The 21,741-nt window shown below is 56.4% G+C and carries 14 protein-coding genes; 7 read left to right on the top strand and 7 right to left on the bottom strand.

Going from position 1 to position 21,741, the window contains the following annotated elements; all coding sequences use genetic code 11:
* The first annotated feature begins 115 nt into the window (after positions 1-115).
* From A0257_20475 to A0257_20465, 3 genes are all read left to right on the top strand, one after another.
* The gene (locus A0257_20475) at positions 116-1,891 is read left to right on the top strand and encodes a hypothetical protein (GenBank protein ID AMR29235.1); all 1,776 of its coding nucleotides are present in this window, start codon (positions 116-118) and stop codon (positions 1,889-1,891) included.
* 128 nt (positions 1,892-2,019) lie between these two features.
* On the top strand, positions 2,020-2,835 hold the full coding sequence (locus tag A0257_20470; protein AMR29234.1) for a hypothetical protein: 816 nt from the start codon (positions 2,020-2,022) through the stop codon (positions 2,833-2,835).
* Positions 2,836-3,029: 194 nt separating this feature from the next.
* Complete coding sequence (locus tag A0257_20465; GenBank protein AMR29233.1) at positions 3,030-3,863, top strand: hypothetical protein; 834 nt, start codon at positions 3,030-3,032, stop codon at positions 3,861-3,863.
* A 77-nt stretch (positions 3,864-3,940) separates the two neighbouring features.
* Here the strand turns inward: A0257_20465 and A0257_20460 are convergent, their stop codons facing one another.
* A complete protein-coding gene (locus A0257_20460; GenBank protein ID AMR29232.1) occupies positions 3,941-4,390 on the bottom strand; it encodes a GNAT family acetyltransferase in 450 nt (149 codons plus the stop codon).
* Positions 4,391-5,408: 1,018 nt separating this feature from the next.
* Here A0257_20460 and A0257_20455 point away from each other — a divergent pair.
* Entirely contained in the window at positions 5,409-5,612 is a 204-nt protein-coding gene (locus tag A0257_20455; protein ID AMR29231.1) for a hypothetical protein, read from the top strand.
* 1,346 nt (positions 5,613-6,958) lie between these two features.
* On the opposite strand, the gene A0257_20450 is transcribed toward A0257_20455, so the two are convergent.
* The 5 genes from A0257_20450 to A0257_20430 all read right to left on the bottom strand — a co-directional run bounded on the left by A0257_20450 (position 6,959) and on the right by A0257_20430 (position 16,043).
* Positions 6,959-11,851 (bottom strand): AAA family ATPase, encoded by a 4,893-nt coding sequence (locus A0257_20450; protein ID AMR29230.1) that lies wholly within the window; start codon positions 11,849-11,851, stop codon positions 6,959-6,961.
* Positions 11,852-11,911: 60 nt separating this feature from the next.
* Positions 11,912-14,080: a flotillin gene (locus A0257_20445; protein ID AMR29229.1), complete on the bottom strand. Its 2,169-nt coding sequence runs from the start codon at positions 14,078-14,080 to the stop codon at positions 11,912-11,914.
* Positions 14,081-14,214: 134 nt separating this feature from the next.
* Positions 14,215-14,832 carry a hypothetical protein gene (locus A0257_20440; protein ID AMR29228.1) on the bottom strand — a complete coding sequence of 206 codons (618 nt, stop codon included), beginning with the start codon at positions 14,830-14,832 and terminating at the stop codon, positions 14,215-14,217.
* An 84-nt stretch (positions 14,833-14,916) separates the two neighbouring features.
* The gene (locus A0257_20435) at positions 14,917-15,624 is read right to left on the bottom strand and encodes a phage shock protein A (protein AMR29227.1); all 708 of its coding nucleotides are present in this window, start codon (positions 15,622-15,624) and stop codon (positions 14,917-14,919) included.
* Positions 15,625-15,635: 11 nt separating this feature from the next.
* Positions 15,636-16,043, bottom strand: a complete 408-nt coding sequence (locus tag A0257_20430) for a molecular chaperone Tir (protein AMR29226.1) — start codon at positions 16,041-16,043, stop codon at positions 15,636-15,638.
* Positions 16,044-16,204: 161 nt separating this feature from the next.
* On the opposite strand from A0257_20430, the gene A0257_20425 reads away from it, so the two are divergent.
* Positions 16,205-16,993: a hypothetical protein gene (locus tag A0257_20425; GenBank protein ID AMR29225.1), complete on the top strand. Its 789-nt coding sequence runs from the start codon at positions 16,205-16,207 to the stop codon at positions 16,991-16,993.
* A 22-nt stretch (positions 16,994-17,015) separates the two neighbouring features.
* On the opposite strand, the gene A0257_20420 is transcribed toward A0257_20425, so the two are convergent.
* On the bottom strand, positions 17,016-17,594 hold the full coding sequence (locus A0257_20420; GenBank protein AMR29224.1) for a hypothetical protein: 579 nt from the start codon (positions 17,592-17,594) through the stop codon (positions 17,016-17,018).
* A 1,142-nt stretch (positions 17,595-18,736) separates the two neighbouring features.
* Here A0257_20420 and A0257_20415 point away from each other — a divergent pair.
* Positions 18,737-20,092, top strand: a complete 1,356-nt coding sequence (locus tag A0257_20415; protein ID AMR29223.1) for a sigma-54-dependent Fis family transcriptional regulator — start codon at positions 18,737-18,739, stop codon at positions 20,090-20,092.
* Positions 20,093-20,149: 57 nt separating this feature from the next.
* On the top strand, positions 20,150-21,631 hold the full coding sequence (locus A0257_20410) for a hypothetical protein (protein ID AMR29222.1): 1,482 nt from the start codon (positions 20,150-20,152) through the stop codon (positions 21,629-21,631).
* Positions 21,632-21,741: the final 110 nt, after the last annotated feature.

Below are 21,741 nucleotides of genomic sequence, written 5' to 3'. Positions count from 1 at the left end.
CGGTGCCCCCTCTCTACGGGAGAGGGGGTCAGGGGGTGAGGTAAGCCGGCCGCGCAGTTTGACTTTTTGATTACTAACCCTTACAACGGGCGGAGACAAGCCCCGCACCCTACTCATGACAACTCGTGGTAAAATCGTACTCGGTGCCATCGTTTTTGCGCTGCTGTACTTTGGCATCAATAAGCTGATTGCCAGCAATAAAATCTTTCAGAAGGCCGATACGCAGTCGGTGCTGCTCAGCTCGATTGAGCTGCCGGCGGCCGGCGGCAACCGCGCTACCCTGGTGGTGCCGCTGGCCCCGCTGCCCGGCACCGCCCCGGCCGAAAACGGCACGCCCGTGGTGTGGGAAGTGATGGCCTGGAACTCCCAGATGGCCGGGATGCTCGCCAACGGCGGCCCCCGCACCACAATGGGCTCGGCCCTGGCCGCCAATAAGATAGACATGCAGATTACCCGCCAGGACGACGTATCGAAGATGCAGGCCGACCTGGTGAAAAACGCCCTCGACCTGCAAGCCAACCCGGAAACGCCGGGCCTGATTGTGAGCATCATGGGCGATGGCCTACCCGCCTTCTCGGCCGTGCAGAGCCAGCTTGAAAAGGCCGGCACCAGCCTGCAAATTATCCCGTACTCGGTGGGCAAATCCTTCGGCGAAGACAAGCTGATGGGCCCGAAAGAATGGCTTGATAACCCTAAGGCGGCGCTCGGCAAAACCATTGCCTGCTACCTGCGCGATGGCGACCAGAACATTGCCCTGAAATGGTGCGCTGATAACGGCCTGAAAGTGAACCCCGACGAAACTACCTACGACCCCGAAGCCGTGAACTTCATGTCTGCCAGCGACTTCCTGGTGGCCGCCGAGAAGTACATCGTGGGCAAGCCCGAGTCGCGCACCAAAGTGGTGAGCGGCCACAGCACCGGTGTGAAAGTGGACGTGGTGGCCGACGCCGTAGCCACCTGGACGCCCGGCGACGTGAACATCGCCAAGCAGAAAGGCGGCCTCGTCAACATCGTGAGCACTAAGGATTACTCGAACCAGATGCCTAACATTATGGTGACGACCAAGCGCTGGTACGACGCCCACCAACCGGCGGTGCTGAACCTGATGACCGCCTTCGCCGTGGCCGGCGACCAGGTGAAAAGCCACCCCGAAGCCCTGACCCGCGCCGCCGACATCTCGGCCCAGGTTTATGGCGACCAGGACAAGCCCGGCGCGTACTGGCTGAAGTACTACAAAGGCACCAGCGAGGCCGACCGCACCGGCCAGGTGGTAGAATTGGGGGGTAGCAAAGCCTTCAATTTCAACGACAACCTGACCTTGTTCGGGCTGGATAACGGCGGCACCAACATTTACGCCGCCGTGTACAAGACCTTCGGCGACGTGCAGAGCCACCTCTACCCCAAGGAGCTGCCCAGCTACGTGCCGCTGGCCAATATGCTCGACCTGAGCCTGCTGCGCAAGCTGCAAGCCCAGTACAAGGGCAAGAACCTGGCCCCAGCCGAAACGCAGCAGTTCGCGGCCGACGATGAAATCCGCCGCAGCGTGAGCAAGCGGGCCTGGAACATCGAGTTCAACACCGGCCAGAGCACGTTCACGCCCGCCGCCCAGCGCGAGCTGAACCAGCTCTTCAACGACCTCGTGGTGGCCGGCCGCCTCAAAATAGCCGTGCATGGCTACACCGACAACACCGGCAACCCCACTGCCAACCAACAACTGAGCGAAACCCGCGCCGAAGCCGTGGACCACTGGCTGGAAGCCAAGAGCACCAGCGCGTTTCCGCAGGGCCGGGTGCAGGTGTACGCCCACGGTGCGGCCGAGCCGGTAGCCAGCAACGCTACCGAAGCTGGCAAAGCCCAGAACCGCCGCGTGGAAGTGGTACTGGGGAATTGATTAACAAGCATTAAAAGGCTAAAAAAGAACGTCATGCTCATCTGGCGTCCGCTTGTCGAAGCATCTCTACCGCTTCATCCATACCGTTGCAACGAAGCGGTAGAGATGCTTCGACAAGCGGACGCCAGATGAGCATGACGTTCTACTTTTTTAATTCAACCCTTATCATGAGCCCCTTATTCACCCCCAACGCCCACCCGCGCCGCGCCACGCTGGCCGCGCTCGTGGCCGGCCAGGTGCTGACTCTGCTGGCGCTGTGGCTTTTCTACCCGCTCCAACTTTTTCCTAGTCTGGGCGAAGTGTTCCGCGCCCTTGGCGACCTTATTACTACTCAGGGCCTGCTGCCCGAGCTGTGGGCCAGCCTGCTCACGGCGTTGCAGGCGCTGGGCATCGCCACGGTGCTGGCGCTGTTTATTTCGTATCTCACGGCCCTACCCTTCTTCCGGCCGCTGGCCTTCGCGGCGAGCAAGCTGCGCTACCTCACCCTCACGGGGCTCACGTTTTTTATGGCGCTACTGCTCAGCTCGGGGCACCAAGTGAAGCTTTCGGTGCTGGTGTTCGGGGCCACGGTGTATCTGGTGACGGGCATGACGCGCGTCATCCTCAGCACTACGCAGGAGGAACTGGACCACGCCCGCACCCTGGGCCTGGGCGAGTGGGGCAGCTTCTGGGAAGTGGTAGTGCGCGGCAAGCTCGCCGACATGCTCGAAGTAGTCCGGCAGAATTTCGCCATCATCTGGACGCTGATAACGCTGGTGGAGACGCTGTACCAGTCGGAAGGCGGCATCGGGCTCCTATTATATAAGCAAAACCGCTACCTGCACCTCGATGGCGTGGTAGCGATTCAGCTGGTAATTCTGGCCGTGGGCGTGGCCCAGGATTATGGGTTTGAGGCGCTGCGGCGGGTGTTTTTTCCTTACGCGGGGCTGGGGGTAGCAGCTTAATAGGTCGCCCTCCGCGTGCGCCTCACCCCCCTACCCCCTCTCCGAAAAGGAGAGGGGGAGCCAGACGAGCGCGTTTTCAAAATCTCAACTACTCAACCCTAACGCCCGAACCGCGTCGCCTCGGCTCCCCCTCTCCTCTTTGGAGAGGGAGCCTGGGGGTGAGGCGCACGTGGAGGGCGATAATTCAAACCACCATGACCGCCCTACCCCACTCCTATAAGGAACCGCTGCTCACGCTGCAAGACGTGTCTATGCAATTCGGCTCCGAAATTATCCTGCGCGACCTTAATGTGCAGGTGCTCGACGTGATTCGGCCCGGCCTCAACCAGGGGCAGGTGGTGGGCATTTACGGGCGCTCGGGCATTGGCAAGTCGGTGCTGTGCCGGCTGCTGGCGGGGCTGGCGGCCCCCAGCACCGGCACCGTGCGGGTGGGCGAGGCCCAGCAAGCCGTGCAAGCCGGCGCGGTGGGCTACGTGCAGCAGCGCTACCCCTTGTTCAACCACCTGACCCTGCTGGATAACCTGCTGCTGGCCGCCCGCCGCCAGCACGACCCGGCCGAGGCGCAGGCCCGTACCGCGGATTACCTCAGCCGCTTCGGGCTGGCGGCGCACGCCCGCAAGTACCCGGCGCACCTCTCGGGCGGGCAGCGGCAGCGGGCGGCCATCGCGCAGCAATTGCTGTGCTCCGAGCACCTGATTTTGCTCGATGAGCCGTTTTCGGGCCTCGACGTGGCCATGATTGACGAGGTGAAGCACCTCATCGTGGAAGTGACGACGCTGCACGAGCTGAACACCGTGCTCATCGTCTCGCACGATATTACTACAACTACCGCGCTCGCCGACCAGCTCTGGCTGCTGGCCCCCGAGCGCGACCCCGCGACCGGCCAGCTGCTACCGGGCGCTACCATCAGCCCCCGCCACCAGTACAACCTGGCCCAGCGCGGCCTGGCCTGGCACCCCGGCGTGGAAGCCGAGCCGGAATTCACGCGGTTCGTGGAAGAGCTGAAGCAGGAAATCCGCAATAATTGACCGGTAGCGCGGCCTTAGCAGTCCGCGCGGGGGTAGTAACGACTCCCCGCGCGGACTACCAAGGCCGCGCTACTTCCCTACCCCCGCACCATATGCACGTGCGGAATCCCGTCTTCCAGATACCCCGCGCCCGCCGCCACGAAGCCGAAGCTCTCATAAAACGCCCGCAGGTACTGTTGCGCCCCAATCTTGATGGGCTGCTCCCCAAACCGCGCCGCGCACTCCCCGATGGCCCGGCGCAGCAGCTCGCGGCCCAGGCCGGCGCGCCGGTAGCGCGGTGCCGTCACGACCCGCCCAATGCTGACCTGCGGGTAGCTGCGCCCGGCCGGCAGCAGCCGGGCATAGGCTGCCAGCTCGCCCGCCGCGGTGTGGCCCAGCAGGTGGTAGGCGGCCTGGTCGTGCCCGTCCATATCCTGAAACGGGCAGTTTTGCTCCACCACGAACACCGCGCTCCGCAAGCGCAGCAGCGCGTATAGTTCGGCCAGGGTCAGGGCCTCGAAGGGTTTGGTGGTCCAGTGCAGGGTCATGGAGCCGCGAAAGTAGCTTTTTCTCCGTTAATGTGGGCTACTCATTCTTTATTTTAAGATACGGGTTACCATATAAGTGCAGACAAGCCCAAGCTGCTGGTGTTGGATAAGCTTCCTTTACAGCAAGTGTAGCCTGATGAAATGCCTCTGATACATTACTTCCACTATCTAATGAATTAATAAAAACCGGGAGCCATACTACAGGTATATCTATGTTTAATGCCCAGAAAGGAGCAATAACTGCCTCATAGCCGGATTCTAAAAATAATCTAACAAAAGATTGAATCTTATTATCAAAGGTGCCCTTAGCTGCAACCCCGGCATGACAAACAAATAATATGAGTAACTTCCCAGAACCAATAATATTTTCTACATTATTAATAGCATTGTCATCACCAGTATACAAAGCATAAAAAGAATGTATATTACTGCCTCCATGTGCAATGACAATATTCACGTCTCCGCTAATAGGTAAATTTATTTTTGAATTAGTAAATACTTGGAACGAATTAACACTCAAAAAAGACTCCAGCTTAGAATATATTTGCAACAACGGATAATCCTCATCGCTTATAGGTATCCATAATTGCTTAGTATAATTTCGGCTCAATCCAGTAAAAGAGGAACCGTTTTTCAACATCCACTCGGATGAAATAACATTAATAATGGGATGCTTAAACATAACATATGTATTGTCACTATTAATAAGTAGATTATGCGGAAATCCTGATATGTCCATATCTTTTATGACCAACAATGTTTCGTCAGTTACAAATGAAAGTTTTGAAAAAATCAAATTTTCTTTTATTTTTTCACCTTCTGCATAATGCTCTTCCGGAAAAATTATCCGGATATTCTTTTCTCTCTTAGTTGTTACTAATTTAAGTAATGGCTTATAATAAGAAGCCCAATGCTGATTAGCCTCTAAAGTCCAACTAGTTAATTCAAATATTTCAAAACTATTTTTATAAATCATTTGATAAACGACATTATCAGCAACACCTAGCCATAACAAAATATGTTGATTATTTTGTTTAATTTTCTTAACAGATTCAGTTATGTTTTCATAATATTGGGCTATCTCATTAACATCGGGGACATATTTAATAGCAACTTTTTCAGGAATTATCTTTTCATTAAAAACAAAACTAAAATCAGCATTTGCAATCATCGCGAGAAGAAATTTCTCTGGGTCTTGAAAGTGATAAGATACTTTTATTAACTTATTTGCTAAAAGTAAAGCATAAGAAACGTCATGGACTAAATCAGATTTATAACGAGTTTCATTTAGCTGATTTAATGCTTGTAAAAAATGCACTTTTAATTTTTCAGGGTCAGAAAATATAATTTCTTTTTGAATTTTTAATTTATCAGGCGAAACTATTGACTCAAATAATTTCTCATAAAAAGGCAGAGAAGAATTAAAGTAACCTTTAGTTGCGTAGTACACTTTCATATTATACAACATAGCTAGCCACGGCATACATTCATGTTCACCCCCATCAATAATTTCTTCTCTACCTGCATTCAGCAAATCTTCACATAGGCCTACTAAGCTATCATCACCCTCATAAAACAATGAAGACAAATACCCATGAGCTAATTGCCTACGCTGAAATGGGCTATAAACATCTCTAGACAAACTAAGGTTATACACACTTTTTAAAATAGTTTTAAATCTGATATTTCTAAAAAGTCTCACTGACTCCCATGCTATCTCAACGAATAATTTATTATTAATGGTTTTGTCTTCAATACTCAAAACGCTGTATAATGTCAATATTCCATATACCAAACCCACTAGAGCATTTGATTGGTTGGAAAAAGCTCGAAATGACAGATAGAACCCCCATTGTTTCACATCATCTTTAAAAGAACATATCAGAAATTCTTCAGCTACATCCCTTGCCTTTTGACTAAATCCAGACGTGTTTAATCTGTCAAGAAATATACCAAACATAAAATAAAAGAATTCTTCATAACCACTTGCTAAAGCAACTCTTCTAGTAATAGCCAGGAGAAAATAATTAGAACTCACATCCTCTAATGACCATATTATTTTACTAGCATCATCACTTATAATTTTATTTATCATATACAAATGAAATTTCATCTCAATTGCGGAAAAACCATCAGTATTGTATACTATTTCGGACATTCTCAACTCAAATTTTTTATTATATTTAACGTTAAGCAATTCTTCGATTTTGCTAGCAATACCATTCACATTTTCATAATTTTCATCGAATAATGACATATCAAATGGCCTAACTTGAACATTTTCTATGAATTTAGCATAAGAATTGTAAAAAATTTCACCCAAATAAGGAAATATTTTAACGTCGTTCTCTTCTAAAATTAATAATAACAAAGGAATATTTTCTAAATAAGAATCATAACTTCCTATCATTTGCGCAAAAATATCGTTGAGCAGCCGACTTACTTCAGCTGAATCTGATTCCTCAAACAAATTTTCTATAATCAGTTTTCTTCTCAGTTGTTCAAGTTTTTCTCGCATTATCTCCAAGATTAAATCTATTTAATTTGTAAAGTAAAAATAGCATCCCCCTACCCCTCCCTTCCCAGCGCCTCCCTTATTCCCCCAATCCCACCGGAAATATTCTCTAGCTGGGTGAGGACCTGGAGCAGTTGGCCGCCGCTGCTGGTGCGCAAGTTGTGGACGAAGGTGGCTTTGATGTCGGCCCAGCGGGTGGCTTCGGCGGGCGTGAGCCAGGCCAGCAGCTCGCGGAGCTTGAGCAGGTTGGCTTCGGTGCCGCTGGTCAGGGTTTGGGCCTCACTGGTGTAGTGGGTGGCGAGCAGGGCCTCGATTTCGGCGTCGTTCATAATCGGGCGCACCTTTTCGGCGAGCTTGCTCATGTTGCGGTACGAGCCCTGGAGCCGGAAGGGCGGCTCGGTGCGGTAGTCGTGGGCCTGCGCCGCCGAGCGGATGTACTCCTCGTTGACGCGGGCCACCACGTCGCGCAGCCGCAGCAGGTGGCGCAGCACGGCCACGTACTCGCGGATTTCCTCGGGCGAGTGGCTGGCCTCGAAGCTGAGGCCGGTGCTGTCGCCGGTTTCGGCCAGGCGCAGCAGCGGGTACACGTCGGCCTGGCTTTTGGCGGCGAGGCGGGCCAGGGTGGGGTTGGCCACCAGCGCGTTCTCGAGGTAGCTAAGCAAAAACGCCGGCCGGGTATCGCCGATAATGTCGCCGAGGTTGTAGATGTCGGCGCGGTTGGCGAGCATGTCGGGGATGCGGAACTGCTCGCCCGATTCGGTGTAGGGGTTACCGGCCATCACCACGGCCACCTTGCGGCCCCGGAAATCGTAGGTTTTGGCGCGGCCCTGGTACACGCCCTCCATCTTGCGCTGCGCATCGCAGAGCGAGATGAATTTCTGCAAAAACTCCGGGTTACAGTGCTGAATATCATCCAGATAAATCATCACGTTGTCGCCCATCTCGAAGGCCAGGTTGAGCTTCAGCAGCTCCTCGCGCGCCCCGGAGTTGGGGGCTTGGGCGGGGTCCACGCTCACCACGGAGTGGCCCAGCGCCGGACCGTTAATTTTCATAAAAATCAGCCCCAGGCGGTTGGCCACGTATTCGAGCAGCGTGGTTTTGCCGTAGCCGGGCGGCGAAATCAGCAGCAGCAGCCCCATGAGGTCGGTGCGCTTATCGGCCCCCGCCGTGCCAATTTGCTTCGCCAGATTGGCCCCGATGAGCGGCAGATACACCTCATCAATCAGCTTGTTGCGCACGAACGAGGCCAGCACCCGCGGCCGGAATTCGCTCAGCCGTAGGTCCTCCACGGCGCGGGCCAGCAGGTCTTTTTTCAAAGCCTGAAATGCCTCAAACTGCGGCACCACGCCCAGCGCGTAGCGGCGCAGCCGCTGCCGGAACTCGGGAAAATTCAGCTGATACGTGCGGTCCTGAATGCGCGGGTGGCTGCCTTGCAGCCCGGTCAGCGTCTCGCGCAGGGGGGTAGGCACCACGCGAGCGAGGCTAAAGCTGTCCGTCACGAGCAATTGCGCGGCTTCGTCTTGGCCATCCGCCAGCGGCCCTACCCCCCCCTGCTGCCCGAACGAGCGCAGCCACTGCCGCACCAGCGCAAATTGCGCGGCCGGCTGCTCGGCCAGCGCCGCCACGGAGGTTTCGTACTGCTCGGTGGCCCGGCGCTCCTTTAAAGATTGTTGAAATTGGGTAATTAATTCGCTCGCTTCCGCCGAAATACTAAACGTTTCGCCGCGGGTTAATTCGTAAAATAAATATTCGCCCGCCTCGGCCACATCTTCCAAATTAAATAGCCCGGTTGCCAGCGCAAATTCGTCCACCACCTGCTGCAATTCGAGCATCAGGGGCCGAAACTCGCGGGCATCGGGAAAAACCTGGAGCAGCACCCCGATGCCGTGCAGCTGCCGCTGCCAGCCGGCGCGCCGGGCTTCGGGCGCGAAGCGCTGCCAGTAGAGCGCAGCGGCCGCCCGCACCGGGCCGGGGTAGCGCAGCAAATCGGCGGTTTGGGTGAGGCGCACCAGGGCCGCCAGCAGCAGGGCCGCATCGGCATCATGCACGCCCTTGAGGTAGCCCTCGGCAAAGCGCGGGGCCATAAAGTGCTGCACGTAAGCGGTTAATTGCTCGTGGCTTAGCTTGGCTAATTCCGCAATGGAGAGCGTAGCGGGTTCGTCGCCGTGGGGGGGGGTAGGGTGCGCGGCGGCTTCCAGCAGCCGCCAGGCCAGGTACTCGGCGCGGTACACGTCGGCGTTTTCCGACACCACGGCCTGGTCCCACACCGGGCGGGCGCTGAGCACGGCCGGGTCGATGAGCGGCTGGAAGAAATTGGTGCCCGTGAGGTGATAATGCAGCTCGCCCTCGCGCAGCACAATGGTCAAATCCAGCGGCTGCGTGTTGACAGTGAAAGCATAGGGGCCAAATTTGAGCGCCTGCCCGCCATCGGTAAATAGTTCGGCGCGGTCCTTAAGCTGGCGCACGGCATCTTCCTTCACCGTTTTGAGGCGGCTTTGCAGCTCGTCGGCCTTCACCGTATCGCCGAGGTCCAGCAAATTCTGCACGGTCTGGCGCACTTTTTCCACCAGTATATCGGCGGCAAAATAGCCGTTGATGTCGGCCAGCGTTTCGAGGCGCGCCAGCCGGCTCTGCACCGCCTTGATAATGCGCTCCGCCGACTGCGCCAGGGCCGAAGCGCGCTGGTTACGGGCTGCCACCAAGCTCACCTTGCGCGACTCAAATGCCTCATACACCGTCTCCCGCCGCTCGGCTAATTGTGCCAGAAACTGGTCGAAATCCGGAAATTTACCTTCCAGTTCCTCCAACTGTACCAGCAGCTTGGTGCTATATTCGTCGCACTTGGCCGGCGTGTCGCTCAGGTCGAGATAATTAACCAACGATTGTTCCAGCAGCTTAAGCTGCGCCGTGAATTCGGCCTGCGCCTCGGTGCCGGCCAGCGCCTGCCGCCGCCGTTTCAGCGCCGCCCGAATCTGATTAAAGCCCGCGTAAATCGTGGAGATAGTATCAATAATCTGCGTGGTTTGCGTGGGGTCGTCCATCGGCAAGCTACCCACCACTTCAATCAATAATTCCAGCTCGCTCGATACGGCGTTGGCTTCTTTTTCGCGCTCGTTTGCCTCGCTTACTTTTTGCACTTTCTCTACGCTCTCGGCAATGGCCTGCACGCGGGTGGCGTAGGGTTTCAGCGCGTCGGGCCGCAGTAGAAACGCCACGGTCTGGCCGGCTACCTGCTGGCTCACGTCGGCCAGTTCGGCGGCGGCTTTTTCCACGGCCGGCGCATCCACGTAGCGCAATTCTTTGAGCGAAATTACTTCGCCCCGCACGGCGCGTAATTCGGCCAGCAGGCGCACGTATTCGTTGACTTCCGTCACGTCGGCCATGCGGGTGATGCGGGCGCGCAGCTCGTCGGCCTGGCCCAGCCCACGCTGCACCGCCTCGGCCGTGCTCTTGCGGATACTGCGCACTTTATCAAACTCTTCCACCGCCGCCGTGGCTGTCTGCTGAATATCGCGCAGCGGCGCGGCCAGGTCCTGCGTGGCAGGCTCAGCGAGCCAGTGGTATACGTCGGCCAGCGTGGTCGTGCGCCGGATGAGGTCCAGGTACAGCCCCGCGTAGCTGTCCTCCTTACCCACCAGCGTCAGCACTTCCTGCACTTCGGCCATCGCCCGCACAATCTCCTTATTACCCAGCTTATAGAGGGCCGAATCCTGGGTCACGGGCAGCTCAAAATCGGGGGCTACATAGGGCGTCTGCCAGATTTGCACGGCGTGGTGCTTCTTGGCTTCCGCATCGGGCCGCAAATAGCATAATTCCCCGTTCTCAAACAGCGCGTACCCGTTGCAGATTATCGGGTTATCCACCCGCTGCGCAATCAGGTTGTACGATAATAATAAATACGTCCCGTTTTCCTTGTTGTAAAAAACATATAGAAAATCCTCCCCGTTGGGCGACGCGATACGCTTCTCAAACAGCATGTCGTGCAGGCCATTCTCGAATAATTTTCCCTCCCCGGTTTGCAGATAAAACCCGTGCGGAAAAATTAGTCCTTGGCTATCGGGCAGCAGCACGCAGGCATCGGCCAAAGCGTCCAGTCGTTGCGCCGTGCGTAGCTTAGTATTGAATAAAAAATACCGATACGCCGGCTCCTGGTAGGGCCGGATTTTCAGCAGAATTAAATTATCAATGACGGCGTAATAAATTTCCGAGTCGTCGAGCGTCTGGTCTTTATCGGCCACCGGCTCGGCCAGAATTCCCCGGCCCGACTCGGTATTATTCTCCACCTTAATGGTGAGGTCGCCGCCGATAGTTTCGACAAAAACCTTGTCCTCGATGCTAATATGCGGGTATTTACCCGCCACCTGCATGTCGCGCGTGGCCCGTTTCCAGGCAAACTCGTGCTGCGGCGGAAATATATATTCGTGGTCGCTGCGGTTGTCGAGGTAGGTGAGCGTGTCATCCTTCAGCAGCCACTTAAAAGTCTTGATATCGTTCGGGGTTTTACCCACCCGAAATACCATGAATAAATGCGGCCCCAAGACCGCGAATTTTACAAATTGCGTGTTTTTATAATACCGATATAAATTCCGAAATTCCTCTAAAAACTGTGGCGCTTCCAGCAGCTGTAAACCCAGCGGCCGAAATTCGTGATTGACATACTCATACACGCCAAAAACATCGGCTAATTCCGTCTCGGTTTTCAGACCGATAACGACATTAAAGCCGAAAATAAACGTGTTGCCCACCGGCACCATATCCCACGGCACGCAATTATTGGTGGTCGTGAGGCGGCCCGTGCCGAGCAGGCGCGTATCAATGGCCCCAAATACGGCTTTGCGCTCCGTATTGAGGGTTGAGAGCCGGACTTGCAGGTCGGCCCCGCTTTTTTGCAGGCGGCCGCGCAGAATTTCGTAGGTCCCGCCTTCGAGTTGGGGAGTTGGTTCCATGTGGTGGTCACTGCCGCCCTACCCCCTCGCGGCTCTGGCAAGGAGGTAGGGCCGGGGCGGCTATTTTAAATCAATGGATTTCACCGGCTTATCGCTGATGCCGAGGGCTGCCGCCGTACTCGCCAACTGCGAAATCGTGCTGCGCGTCGGCTCGTCGCTCGCCTTATTCATCAGTTGCAGCAGCAGCGCCGACACGCTCAGGTTCTTCATTTCCTCGCTACTGAGGCCGAACTGATGCACGAATTTGCGCAGGTTGGTTTTGAAATCGCCGCCGCCGTTGTGGTCGAAAAACGTATTTTTCACCGTGCTCAGCACCTCGCTGTTGTGCACGGCGCGGTCAATGGATTTACCCTTGGTGATGGAGCCGATTATCTGGTCGAAGAACATCGTTTCGCCGCCCACGATGTCAATTTTGGCCGCTTTGAGAGCCGCACCGATTACGTCGGCCTGCGAGGCGGCAATGTCTTTCTGGATATTAATCTGAGCCAGCTCCACCGATTTTTCCTTGTCCAAGCGCAGCTTGAATTCCTCATGGTCCTTTCCTATCCCATCGAGTTTTTTCATCGCATCGGCCTTAGCCTCAATACCTTTGGCTTCTACCGTGAATTTCTGCTCGTTGACGGCAGCTTCAGCCAAGCCTTTTTTCTGGTCGGCGGTGGCGCGAGCCTCTACCACATCGGCATCGGCCAGGCCTTTTTCGCGGTTGACTTTGGCGGCCACAAAGCCGATTTTCTCGTCGGCTTCGGCCTGCGCAGTGGCTTTCACCTGAATAGCCTGGGCCTCAGCCGCGGAAGTGAGCTGCATTACGGCGGCGTGGGTTTCGCCTTCCTTCTGGCGGGCAGTGGCTTTGGCCTGCATCACCTGGGCTTCGGCCAGGCCCACGGCGGCGGCTTTGCTGGCCTCGGCTTCGGCCATAATACGCACGGCGGCGGCGCGATGGTCGGCGGCAGTGCGTTCGCCTTCGGCATCAATCACCGTCTGCTTAGCCCGGAATTCGGCGGCCTGACGCTCCATATCGGCTGAGCCCACCATGTTGATAGAACTCGTTTCGTTGCGCTGGTGCGCGGCAGTCACGGCCACCGACTTTTCGCGCTCGGCCAAGGCCTGGGCGCGGGTGTCCTTGATGCGCTCCTCCTCCTGCACGGTCGCTTTTTCCACCGTAATGCGCTCGCGGATAATTACCTGAATGTTCTTCTTTTCCTCTTCCAGCGCCTTTTCTTTTTCAATTTGGGCCAGGGCCACCAGGCGCTCGCGCTCGTTGGCTTCCAGGGCTTTCGCCTGGGCCACGCGCTCGGTTTCGATGGCGTCGGTGCGCTGCTTGTTACGCTCGGCTACCAGCACTTGCCGGTCACGGTTTTGCTCCGCGATTTTCACTTCTTCCTCCGTCGTGATGCGGGCTTTTTCGCCTTTCAGGCGCTCTTCCTGGCGCACCTTCTCAGTTTCGGCGGCTTCGCGGGCCTTGATGCTGGCAATTTCGCGGTATTGCTTTTCCTGAGTTTCGGCTAATTGTTTTTCAAGCTGCAAAATAGTTTCCTGCGCCTCGACATCCTGCTTTTTGATGGTTTTCTGCTGGTCGCGCTGAATTTGATTAGCCTGGATTTTTTGCTCCGAAGTGAGGGCAATTATTTTTTTAATACCCTCAGCGTCCAGGATATTATCCTGGTTAAGCGCATTAAGCGGGGTTTGCTCCAGATAATCAATGGCGCAGTCGTCGAGAACGTACCCGTTCAAATCGGTGCCGATAATGCGCAGAATCTCCTGCTTGAACTGCTCGCGGGAATTATACAGCTCGATAAAATCGAAGTGCTTACCCACGGTTTTCAAAGCTTCCGAAAATTTAGCATCGAATAAGGCTTCGAGCGCGGCGGGGTCAGAAGCGCGGTGCGCGCCGATGCTCTGCGCCACGTTTACCACGTCGTCGTGCGTTTTATTAACCCGCACGAAAAAATTAACTTTTACGTCGGCGCGCATATTATCCTTGCACACCAAACCCTCCGAACCAGCCCGCGCTATAATAATGGTTTTCAGCTTAATATCCATCACTTCCAGCTTATGCAGGATGGGCACGATGAGAATACCGGAAAACGATACTTTGGTGTCACCCATGCCGGTGCGGACCAGGGCCTCGCCCTGCACGGCCTTTTGGTACATGCGCGCCACGATGGCCAAAAACCCCAGCAACAGGACGCCGAGGATGACCAGAATGGCCCAGGAAAGTTGTGTAATCATGCGTGTAAAAAGGTGTTAAATAAGCAGGGAGAGTGAAAGTGGTTATCGGGGATTTTTAACTAATTAGCATTAATTAGAAAAACGTCATGCTTCGACAAGCTCAGCATGACTGTTCATTTTGTGTCTGACTACTTCTAAGTCAACGAGTAAGGCTCAATTAAATAGCAGCGACGTGGCACGTCATAGTCAATTACCAGCGCCGTTTCGCCTTTATTAATAGGCCGATTGAGAGCGCGCACATTTAACATGAGCGGCGCGCCATCGATGCGCACGGTAGCCTGGCCGAGGTGCTCGGTGGTGGCTGGCAGCAACACGGTGCAGACTTTGCCCAGGGCGACGGCCCCGCCATCGTGGTTTTTTTCGAGTGCCGCGAACAGTCCCACGAAGGGCATTGTCAAAAACTTGGCCAGCAGCAGACTGCCCAGCAGCAGCGGCAGCAGAAAAACCAGCCCCCGCAGTAGCGACAAGTTGCCGGTGTAGTAATTGACCAAAATGCTGCCCACCCACAGCGGCAGCACCACGAAGCTGACGAAGAGCATTAGTGGCACCCGGCCCAGGTTGAAAAACGCCAGCGCCCCGTTGAACCAATTGGCATCACCCGATAAGTGATGGCCCCCGTCCAGGTGCAAGTCGGTGGTCTTAAAGTCCAGTAAGCCAATGATAACCGTGAGCCAATATAGCAGCACGAATACCAGCAGCCCGGTCGGCACCAAGTTGGGGGGTAGGACGGCGGCGCGTAGCAGTTCGGTCATAGGTGGGTAATATATCGCGGAAATAACATTAGCATTACGGCCCTACCCCCTTGGCCCAGCGCCGAGGGGGTAGGGCGTGCCGCGCTACTCATTCAGGCCCAGCTTGGCTTTCAGCGCGGCCAGGTCTTCGCTGGCCTTGCCAACCCCCGCCCGACCGACGGCCTTATCAATCTCGGCATCAATACTTTTGCTTTCCTGGGCAATCTCGCCGTATGATTCGGCCAAGGCTTCCTGCACGGCTACTTTTTCCTTCATGCGTTCTAGCAAGGCTACGGTGCCCGACGAGTCGAGCTGCGCTAGTTGCTTGTTGATGGTGGCCGTGGCAGTGCTCACCGTGACGCGGGCCTTGAGCGTTTTCAGCTCGTTTTCCCACTGGCTGATGGTGCTTTTGAGGGCCTGCACGTTCTGGTCGAGCTGCGCGGCCGACTGCCCGAAGCGCTCCTGGTCGGCGCTGGCGCGGGTGGCGTGGACTTCGTTTTCGGTCTTTTTGAGCAGGGCTTCGGTGGCCAGGCGGTCGGCCTCGGCGCGGTCGAGGTCGCCCTTGTGGGCGCGTTGCAGCAGCAGCACGGCCTTGGCTTCGTAGTCGGCGGCTTTGGCGCGGAAGCCCTCGGCCTCGTTGCGAGCGCGGATGGCCGTCGCCTTCACTTCGGCCAGACCGTGGAGGCTTTTGTCGAGGTCCCGGCGCAGGTCGCGCAGGCCCTGCTCGGTGAGGTTGATGGGGTCTTCGAGCTGATTGACGGCGGCGTGGGCCTCCGACTGCCCAATTTTGAAGAGACGCTGCAAGATATTCATGACGCGAAAAATTAAGCGGGGTAGGGTTTGGAAAACTGAATCAGCTCGGCGGCAAACTCGCTCAGCAGCAGGGCCAGCGAATTGAGGCAGGCTTCGAGCGCGGGCAGGTCGAGCGGGTCAACCTGGAGCGTGTCGCGGAAGATGAGGCGGCGGCCGGTGTCGTCGAGGGCAAACGCGCCGTGGATAATATCACGGTTCTTTTGCAGCAGCTGCCGGTAGATGTCGAGCGAAGGCGCGGGGAGGTCGAGCAAGTACTGTTCCAGTATCAGCAGCGGGTCGCCGCAGCCGATAACGAGGTTGCGAATACCCAGCTCCGGCTTGTCCACCACCAGGATATTCTCCCGCTCATCGGCGTGGCAAATGGTGAAGCCCAGCTCCAACAGGTAGGACTTGATTTTGGGGAAGTAAGTGTTGGTCATCGGCACGGGGTAAATGGAGGGATAAGTACCTGTTTGTGAATCCTGCTCAAAAAACTAGCGCCCTACCCGGCCCGCGTTCCAGCACCGGTGCTAGCTTTACGCCACAATCTTACGAAAAGTTTTTGATATGCTCTTTCTTTGAGCATCCTTAATTTTCTGCTATGTCCTACGTCGGCAAGAATATTCGCAAAATCCGAACCGTTAAAAAACTGAGTCAGGCGGCTTTTGCGGAGCTTTTTGGCCTGGCGCGGCCCAGCGTGGGGGCGTACGAAGAAGGCCGCTCGGAGCCCAAAATGGAGACGCTCATCCAAATTGCTCAGTATTTTGGCTTATCCGTAGACTTGCTACTTACGAAAGAATTAACGGTAAACGAGCTGTATAACTTCGATATTTTCAAGGAAGCTACCGCGGCCCCTACCCCCCCCGGCGCGCCCCAAGCCGCCGGCCCGCCCGCCGACGTGACGCCCTATGTGCCCGGCAGCCGCAACCTCGAATACATTGTGCAGCACCACGACTCCGCCTACCTCGCCGGGCTGCCGTGGCTGAAGCTGCCGCACCAGCTCAGCGGCCCCACACGGGCTTTTGAAATCCGCGGGGCAGAGATGCAACTGCCTAAGCGTCAAGGCCTGCGCCACAAGGATACCGTGCTCTGCACCCGCGTCAACCCGGCCCAGCCCACGGTGCAGGTGGGCAGCATCTACGTGTTCGTGACGCCGGGCAAAATACTGGTGCGCCGCGTGGCGGGCCAGCTCGCCGACGGCCAGCGCCTCCAGCTCCGCGCCGACAACGCCGACTACAGCCCCCAGGAGCTGGACCTGAGCCAGGCCCTGGAAATCTGGGCGGTGAAGGGTGTTTTTACCAGCCACTTACGCCCGCCCGCCCGCCTCGATGAGCGCGTGGCAACCCTGGAGCAGCAAGTGGCGGAGTTGCTGGCGCGGGTGGCGGGGTAGGCATAGTAGGACATTCTCAAATCTATATCTCGCTCACTTGCCAATCGGGAGGTATTCTATCAGCATCAGTGAGGTTATACAAAAAGAAGGGCATTCCCCACTGCTTGAGCTTAGCCGACAGCCGCTGCTGCAACATTATTTTACCGCTCTTTTTAACATTACGTCGCAGTGTGGTACCCGCTATCGGGGGCTCAATCCAAAATAATACGACCTCAATTGCAGGCTGCTGACCCAGGCAGGCCATCGGGCGCAATAAATCGTCATCTAGTTGTTCGCCCAGCCGCTCCGCCAGTATCAGGCCAGCTAACGTGCTCGCCACTTTGCTCATTATTGCTTCGTAGAGTTGGGTGCGGCGCTCACCTTCTGCCCGCGTATCTAAGCGGTCGTCTTTTACCTCAATAAATTGCAGCGCTTTGGGGATAGTTGGTAGCAGGCAAATAAAATCAACCGCTTGAACGTGCTTCACGCCACCGCCCGTTAAAATGCGGCGGTAGAATCCAGCTGTTACTCCCATTATTGGGTCCGCTTTCACATCGTAGTGAACGACTTGCCAATTATCCGAGAAATTGAAAAGCAGCTTTTTCTCCCTAAATATTGGCATGGCGCTCCCGGTCTTCTTTGGCAAAAATTCCGTCCAGTTCATCGGCCTGTTCCAACTCTACTTCCAGGGCTACCACATCGGGCAGGTATTCAAAATTATCCGTTGTGACAATGCGGGTAGCCTCGCCTAGCTCGGCATTCAATCCAAAGTATTTTATCGGTAATGGCTTAGCATCTTTTTGACGCGATAGGATATGAAATTCTTTGAGCAGACTCATGCTGTGCGTAGCCAGGATTATTTGGAAACCCTGCCGGGCGAGTTCGGCGAGAATAGCGGCCAGTTGTCGCAGGAGCGCGGGATTTAGGTTGGCTTCGGGTTCATCCCAAAATAGGGTAGTACTAGTGTTAAGTTTACCATTAGCTAATAATTGGGAAAGTATAGCAAATTTACGAATTCCTTCAGCTACTAAATTCATTTCTATCGAGACACCCTTTTTAGGTATAAGGTAGAAACGTTCACCCGCTTGCTCTATCGTACCGCCTATTAAATCTTCTAATTTAACCAACAACTCTGTAGCAGCTTCCTCAGGTTTCTTTAACGCAAGTGGTCTTAGAGAAGACAATAAATTCAAATAGGTAGTATCTATTGGCAATTTGTATCGCTCATCTAATCTACTAATCCAAGATAACGTCAATACTTCTTTAGCTGGGATGAAAACAGGATTTTCTATTTCACCCAGTTTAGGTCCTTCACCCAATGATTGTACTTGAACTACTTGTAGCGAACTATCCTGAAAAGGGAGAACGACACTCATTTGTAACTGATTCACAAGGCTGAATTCACCGGTTATAGATGTTACTTTTTGCGTTCCCCACCTACTAAGCTTTCCCAGTTCATCACGCTCTGGCTGAAAAACACCTTTCAAGTTCTTAGATAAGTAAGTGCGAAAATTTTCCTTGCTCCATTCAAGTTTAAAAGTATCGACTTCACCTTTTGATAGATTAGCGATTGTATCAAACAACGCATACCCCACCTTCAACACGTGGCTCTTCCCCGTACCATTATTCCCAACCAATACATTCAGCCCCGGCCCAAACTCAAAGTCGGCGTCGGCGAAAACGGTGAAATTCTGGAGGTGGAGGCGCTTTAGCATACTTCAAAACTACGTACTTGCGGCCTGATTCGGCTATCCCTACCCCCCTATGCCCACCGGAACCTTGCTCCTCATTGACGACGAAGCGCGCCTGCGGCAGCTGCTGGCCCAGGTGCTGGAGCTGGAAGGCTACACGGTGCTGCAAGCGCCCGACGCCTACCGGGGCCTGGCTCTGCTGAGCCAGCACGCGGCAGAGGTGCTGGTGGTGCTCAGCGACGTGAAGCTGCCCGATGGCCACGGCGTGGAGCTGCTGCCGCGCTACCGCGCCGCCGCGCCGCTGGCCGAAGTGGTGCTGCTCACGGCCTTCGGCACCATTCCCGACGGGGTGAAGGCGATGAAGCTCGGGGCGTTTGACTACCTCACCAAGGGCGATTTTGAGCAGCAGCTGGTGGTAGTGGTGGAGCGCGCCGCCGAAAAGGCCCGCTTGCAGCACCGGGTGGCGGAGCTGGAAAAGCGCGTGGGCCAGCGCCATAGCTTCGAGAGCATGGTGGGCGAGGCCCCGGCGCTGCGCCGCGCCCAGCACCTGGCCCGGCAGGTAGCGCCCACCGACAGCACGGTGCTGCTCGAAGGCCCCACCGGCGCGGGCAAGGAGCTGTTTGCCCAGGCGCTGCACGAGGCCAGCGCCCGCAAGAGCAAGCCCTTCGTGGCCGTCAATTGCAGCGCTTTTCCGAGAGATTTGCTGGAAAGCGAGCTATTTGGCTACAAAAAAGGGGCTTTTACGGGGGCGCTGACTGATAAAAAGGGATTACTGGAAGAAGCCAACGGCGGCACGCTGTTTCTGGACGAAATCGGGGAATTGGAGTTGAATGTGCAGGCGAAGTTTCTGCGGGTGCTGGAGATGCAACAGTTTACCAAGCTTGGCGACACCAAGCCTACGAGCGTGAACGTGCGCTTGGTGGCGGCTACTAACCGCAACCTTAAGCAGGAGGCAGCCGAGGGGCGCTTCCGGCCCGATTTGTACTACCGGCTCTCGGTGTTTACCATCCTGGTGCCTTCGCTGAAGGAGCGGGCGACGGACGTGCCGCTGCTGGCCGATTTTTTCCTGCGGCACTTCGCCGCCCGGCTGTCCAAGCGCCTGTCCGGCCTCGCGCCCGAGGCCGGGGCCGCGCTGCAAGCCTACCCCTGGCCGGGCAATGTGCGCGAGCTAAAAAACGTGCTGGAGCGCGCCGCCATCCTGGCCCCGGCCGGCGAACTGGTGACGCTGGATTACTTGCCCGAAGAATTTCAAAGCGGCGGGCAGCCGGTTTTCTCCGCCGATGATGAGAGCCTGCGGGCGCTGGAAGCGCGCCACATCAAGCGCCTGATGGAAGAGCTGAGCGGCAGCAAGCCGGAGGTGGCGAAGCGTTTGGGCATCGGGCTCACGACTTTGTACCGAAAATTGCAGGAGTACGGCGTGGAAGGTTGAGGGCGCGCCACCTTGGCTGCGTAATTATTTTATCGCCCTGGCTATCTACCCCGTGCTATGTCTTTAAAAATTCAAATTCGCCTGGGCGTTTTCCTGATGCTGGGGCTGCTGCTGGGGCTGGGCGGCTATGTTATTCTCGCCATTCACCGGCTCGAAACCGAGGCGCCCGGCGTGCAGCAGACTAATGCGCTGGCGGCCCAGCGGGCGGTGTATTTGTTTTTGATAATCAGTATTTTGCTGGGCATCGTGCTGATGGTGCGGCTGCCGCGACTGGTTACGCGCCCGCTCACGCGCCTCACCGCCGATGTGGAGCGCGTGGCCGCGCCCGGCCCCGTGACGCGCGTGGCCGTGACGCGCAACAACGAGGTGGGCTCGGTGGCGGCGGCCGTGAACCGCGTATTGCGCCAGGCGGAGGACGAGCGCCGCACTACCCTGGCCGAATTAATCACGCAGCGCAACCGCACCGACAGCCTCGTGCGCGGCCTCGACGAAGGCTTGCTGCTCATTGACCACCAAGGCATTATTGCCCTGGCCAACCCCGTAGCCTGCCTGCTGCTGGGCCAGCCCGCCAAGGAGCTGCTCGACCAGCCCGCCGCCGCCGTGGCCCAGCACAACGAGATGCTGCGCGAGTGGCTGCGCGCCCTCGACGCGCCCGGCCCTACCCCCCCCGATGCGGCCGAAGCCAGCCGGTCGGCCGGACCCGTGTTTAAGGTGCGGCCGCACGGCGAAAACCTGCATTACCAACTCACGGTGAGCGAGGTGACGGAGGTGAACGAGGAGCTGCAAAAGGCCGTGCCGGCGGGCCACGTTTTTTGCCTGCGCGACGTGTCGGCCTTCAAAAACCTCGACCAGGTGAAATCCGAATTTCTGGCTACTATTTCGCATGAGCTGAAAACGCCGCTGGCCAGCATCAACCTGAGTTTGATGCTGATGAACGACGAGCGGCTCGACGCCGGGCGGCGGCAGGAAATCGCGGGCGGCATCCGGGCCGAAACGCAGCGGCTGCTGGGCATGGTGGGCCAGCTCATTGAGGTGGCGCGGCTCGACGCGGGCAAGGATATTCGCCTCAACCTGGCCCCGGTGGCGCTGCCCGAAGTGGTGCGCTACGCCACCGACATCGTGCGCGCCCAGCTCACTGACAAAGACCTGCGCCTGGTGGTGCTGCTCGCCGACGCCCTACCCCCCGCCCTGGCCGACGTGGAGAAAACGACCTGGGTCCTCATCAACCTGCTCTCCAACGCCATTCGCTACTCGCCGCACGGGGCGGCGCTCACCATTCGGGCGGTGCCCTGGGGCGAGATGGTGCAGCTGAGCGTGGAGGACCAGGGGCCGGGCATCGCCAGGGAGTATCACCAGCGCATCTTCCAGCGGTTTGGGGGGGTAGGCGGACCGGCCGGGCAGCAGCGCGGCAGCTCGGGGCTGGGGCTGAGTATTTCCCGCGAATTTATCACGGTGCAGGGCGGGCAATTGTGGGTCGAGAGCCAGCCCGGCGCGGGCAGCTGCTTCACGTTTACGCTGCCGATGGCGGGAGTTGGGTAATCTGTCCTTGCGAGCGCAGCGCGGCAATCGCCCCTGCACGATGGACGAACGACTGGCGCGGGTGTCGTTCTAGGGCGATTGCCGCGCTGCGCTCGCAATGACAAACGGTT

The organism is Hymenobacter psoromatis, from assembly GCA_001596155.1.
Lineage (GTDB): Bacteria > Bacteroidota > Bacteroidia > Cytophagales > Hymenobacteraceae > Hymenobacter.
Note: the sequence above shows the minus strand (reverse complement) of the source record. Positions and strands in the feature narration are given on the sequence as shown.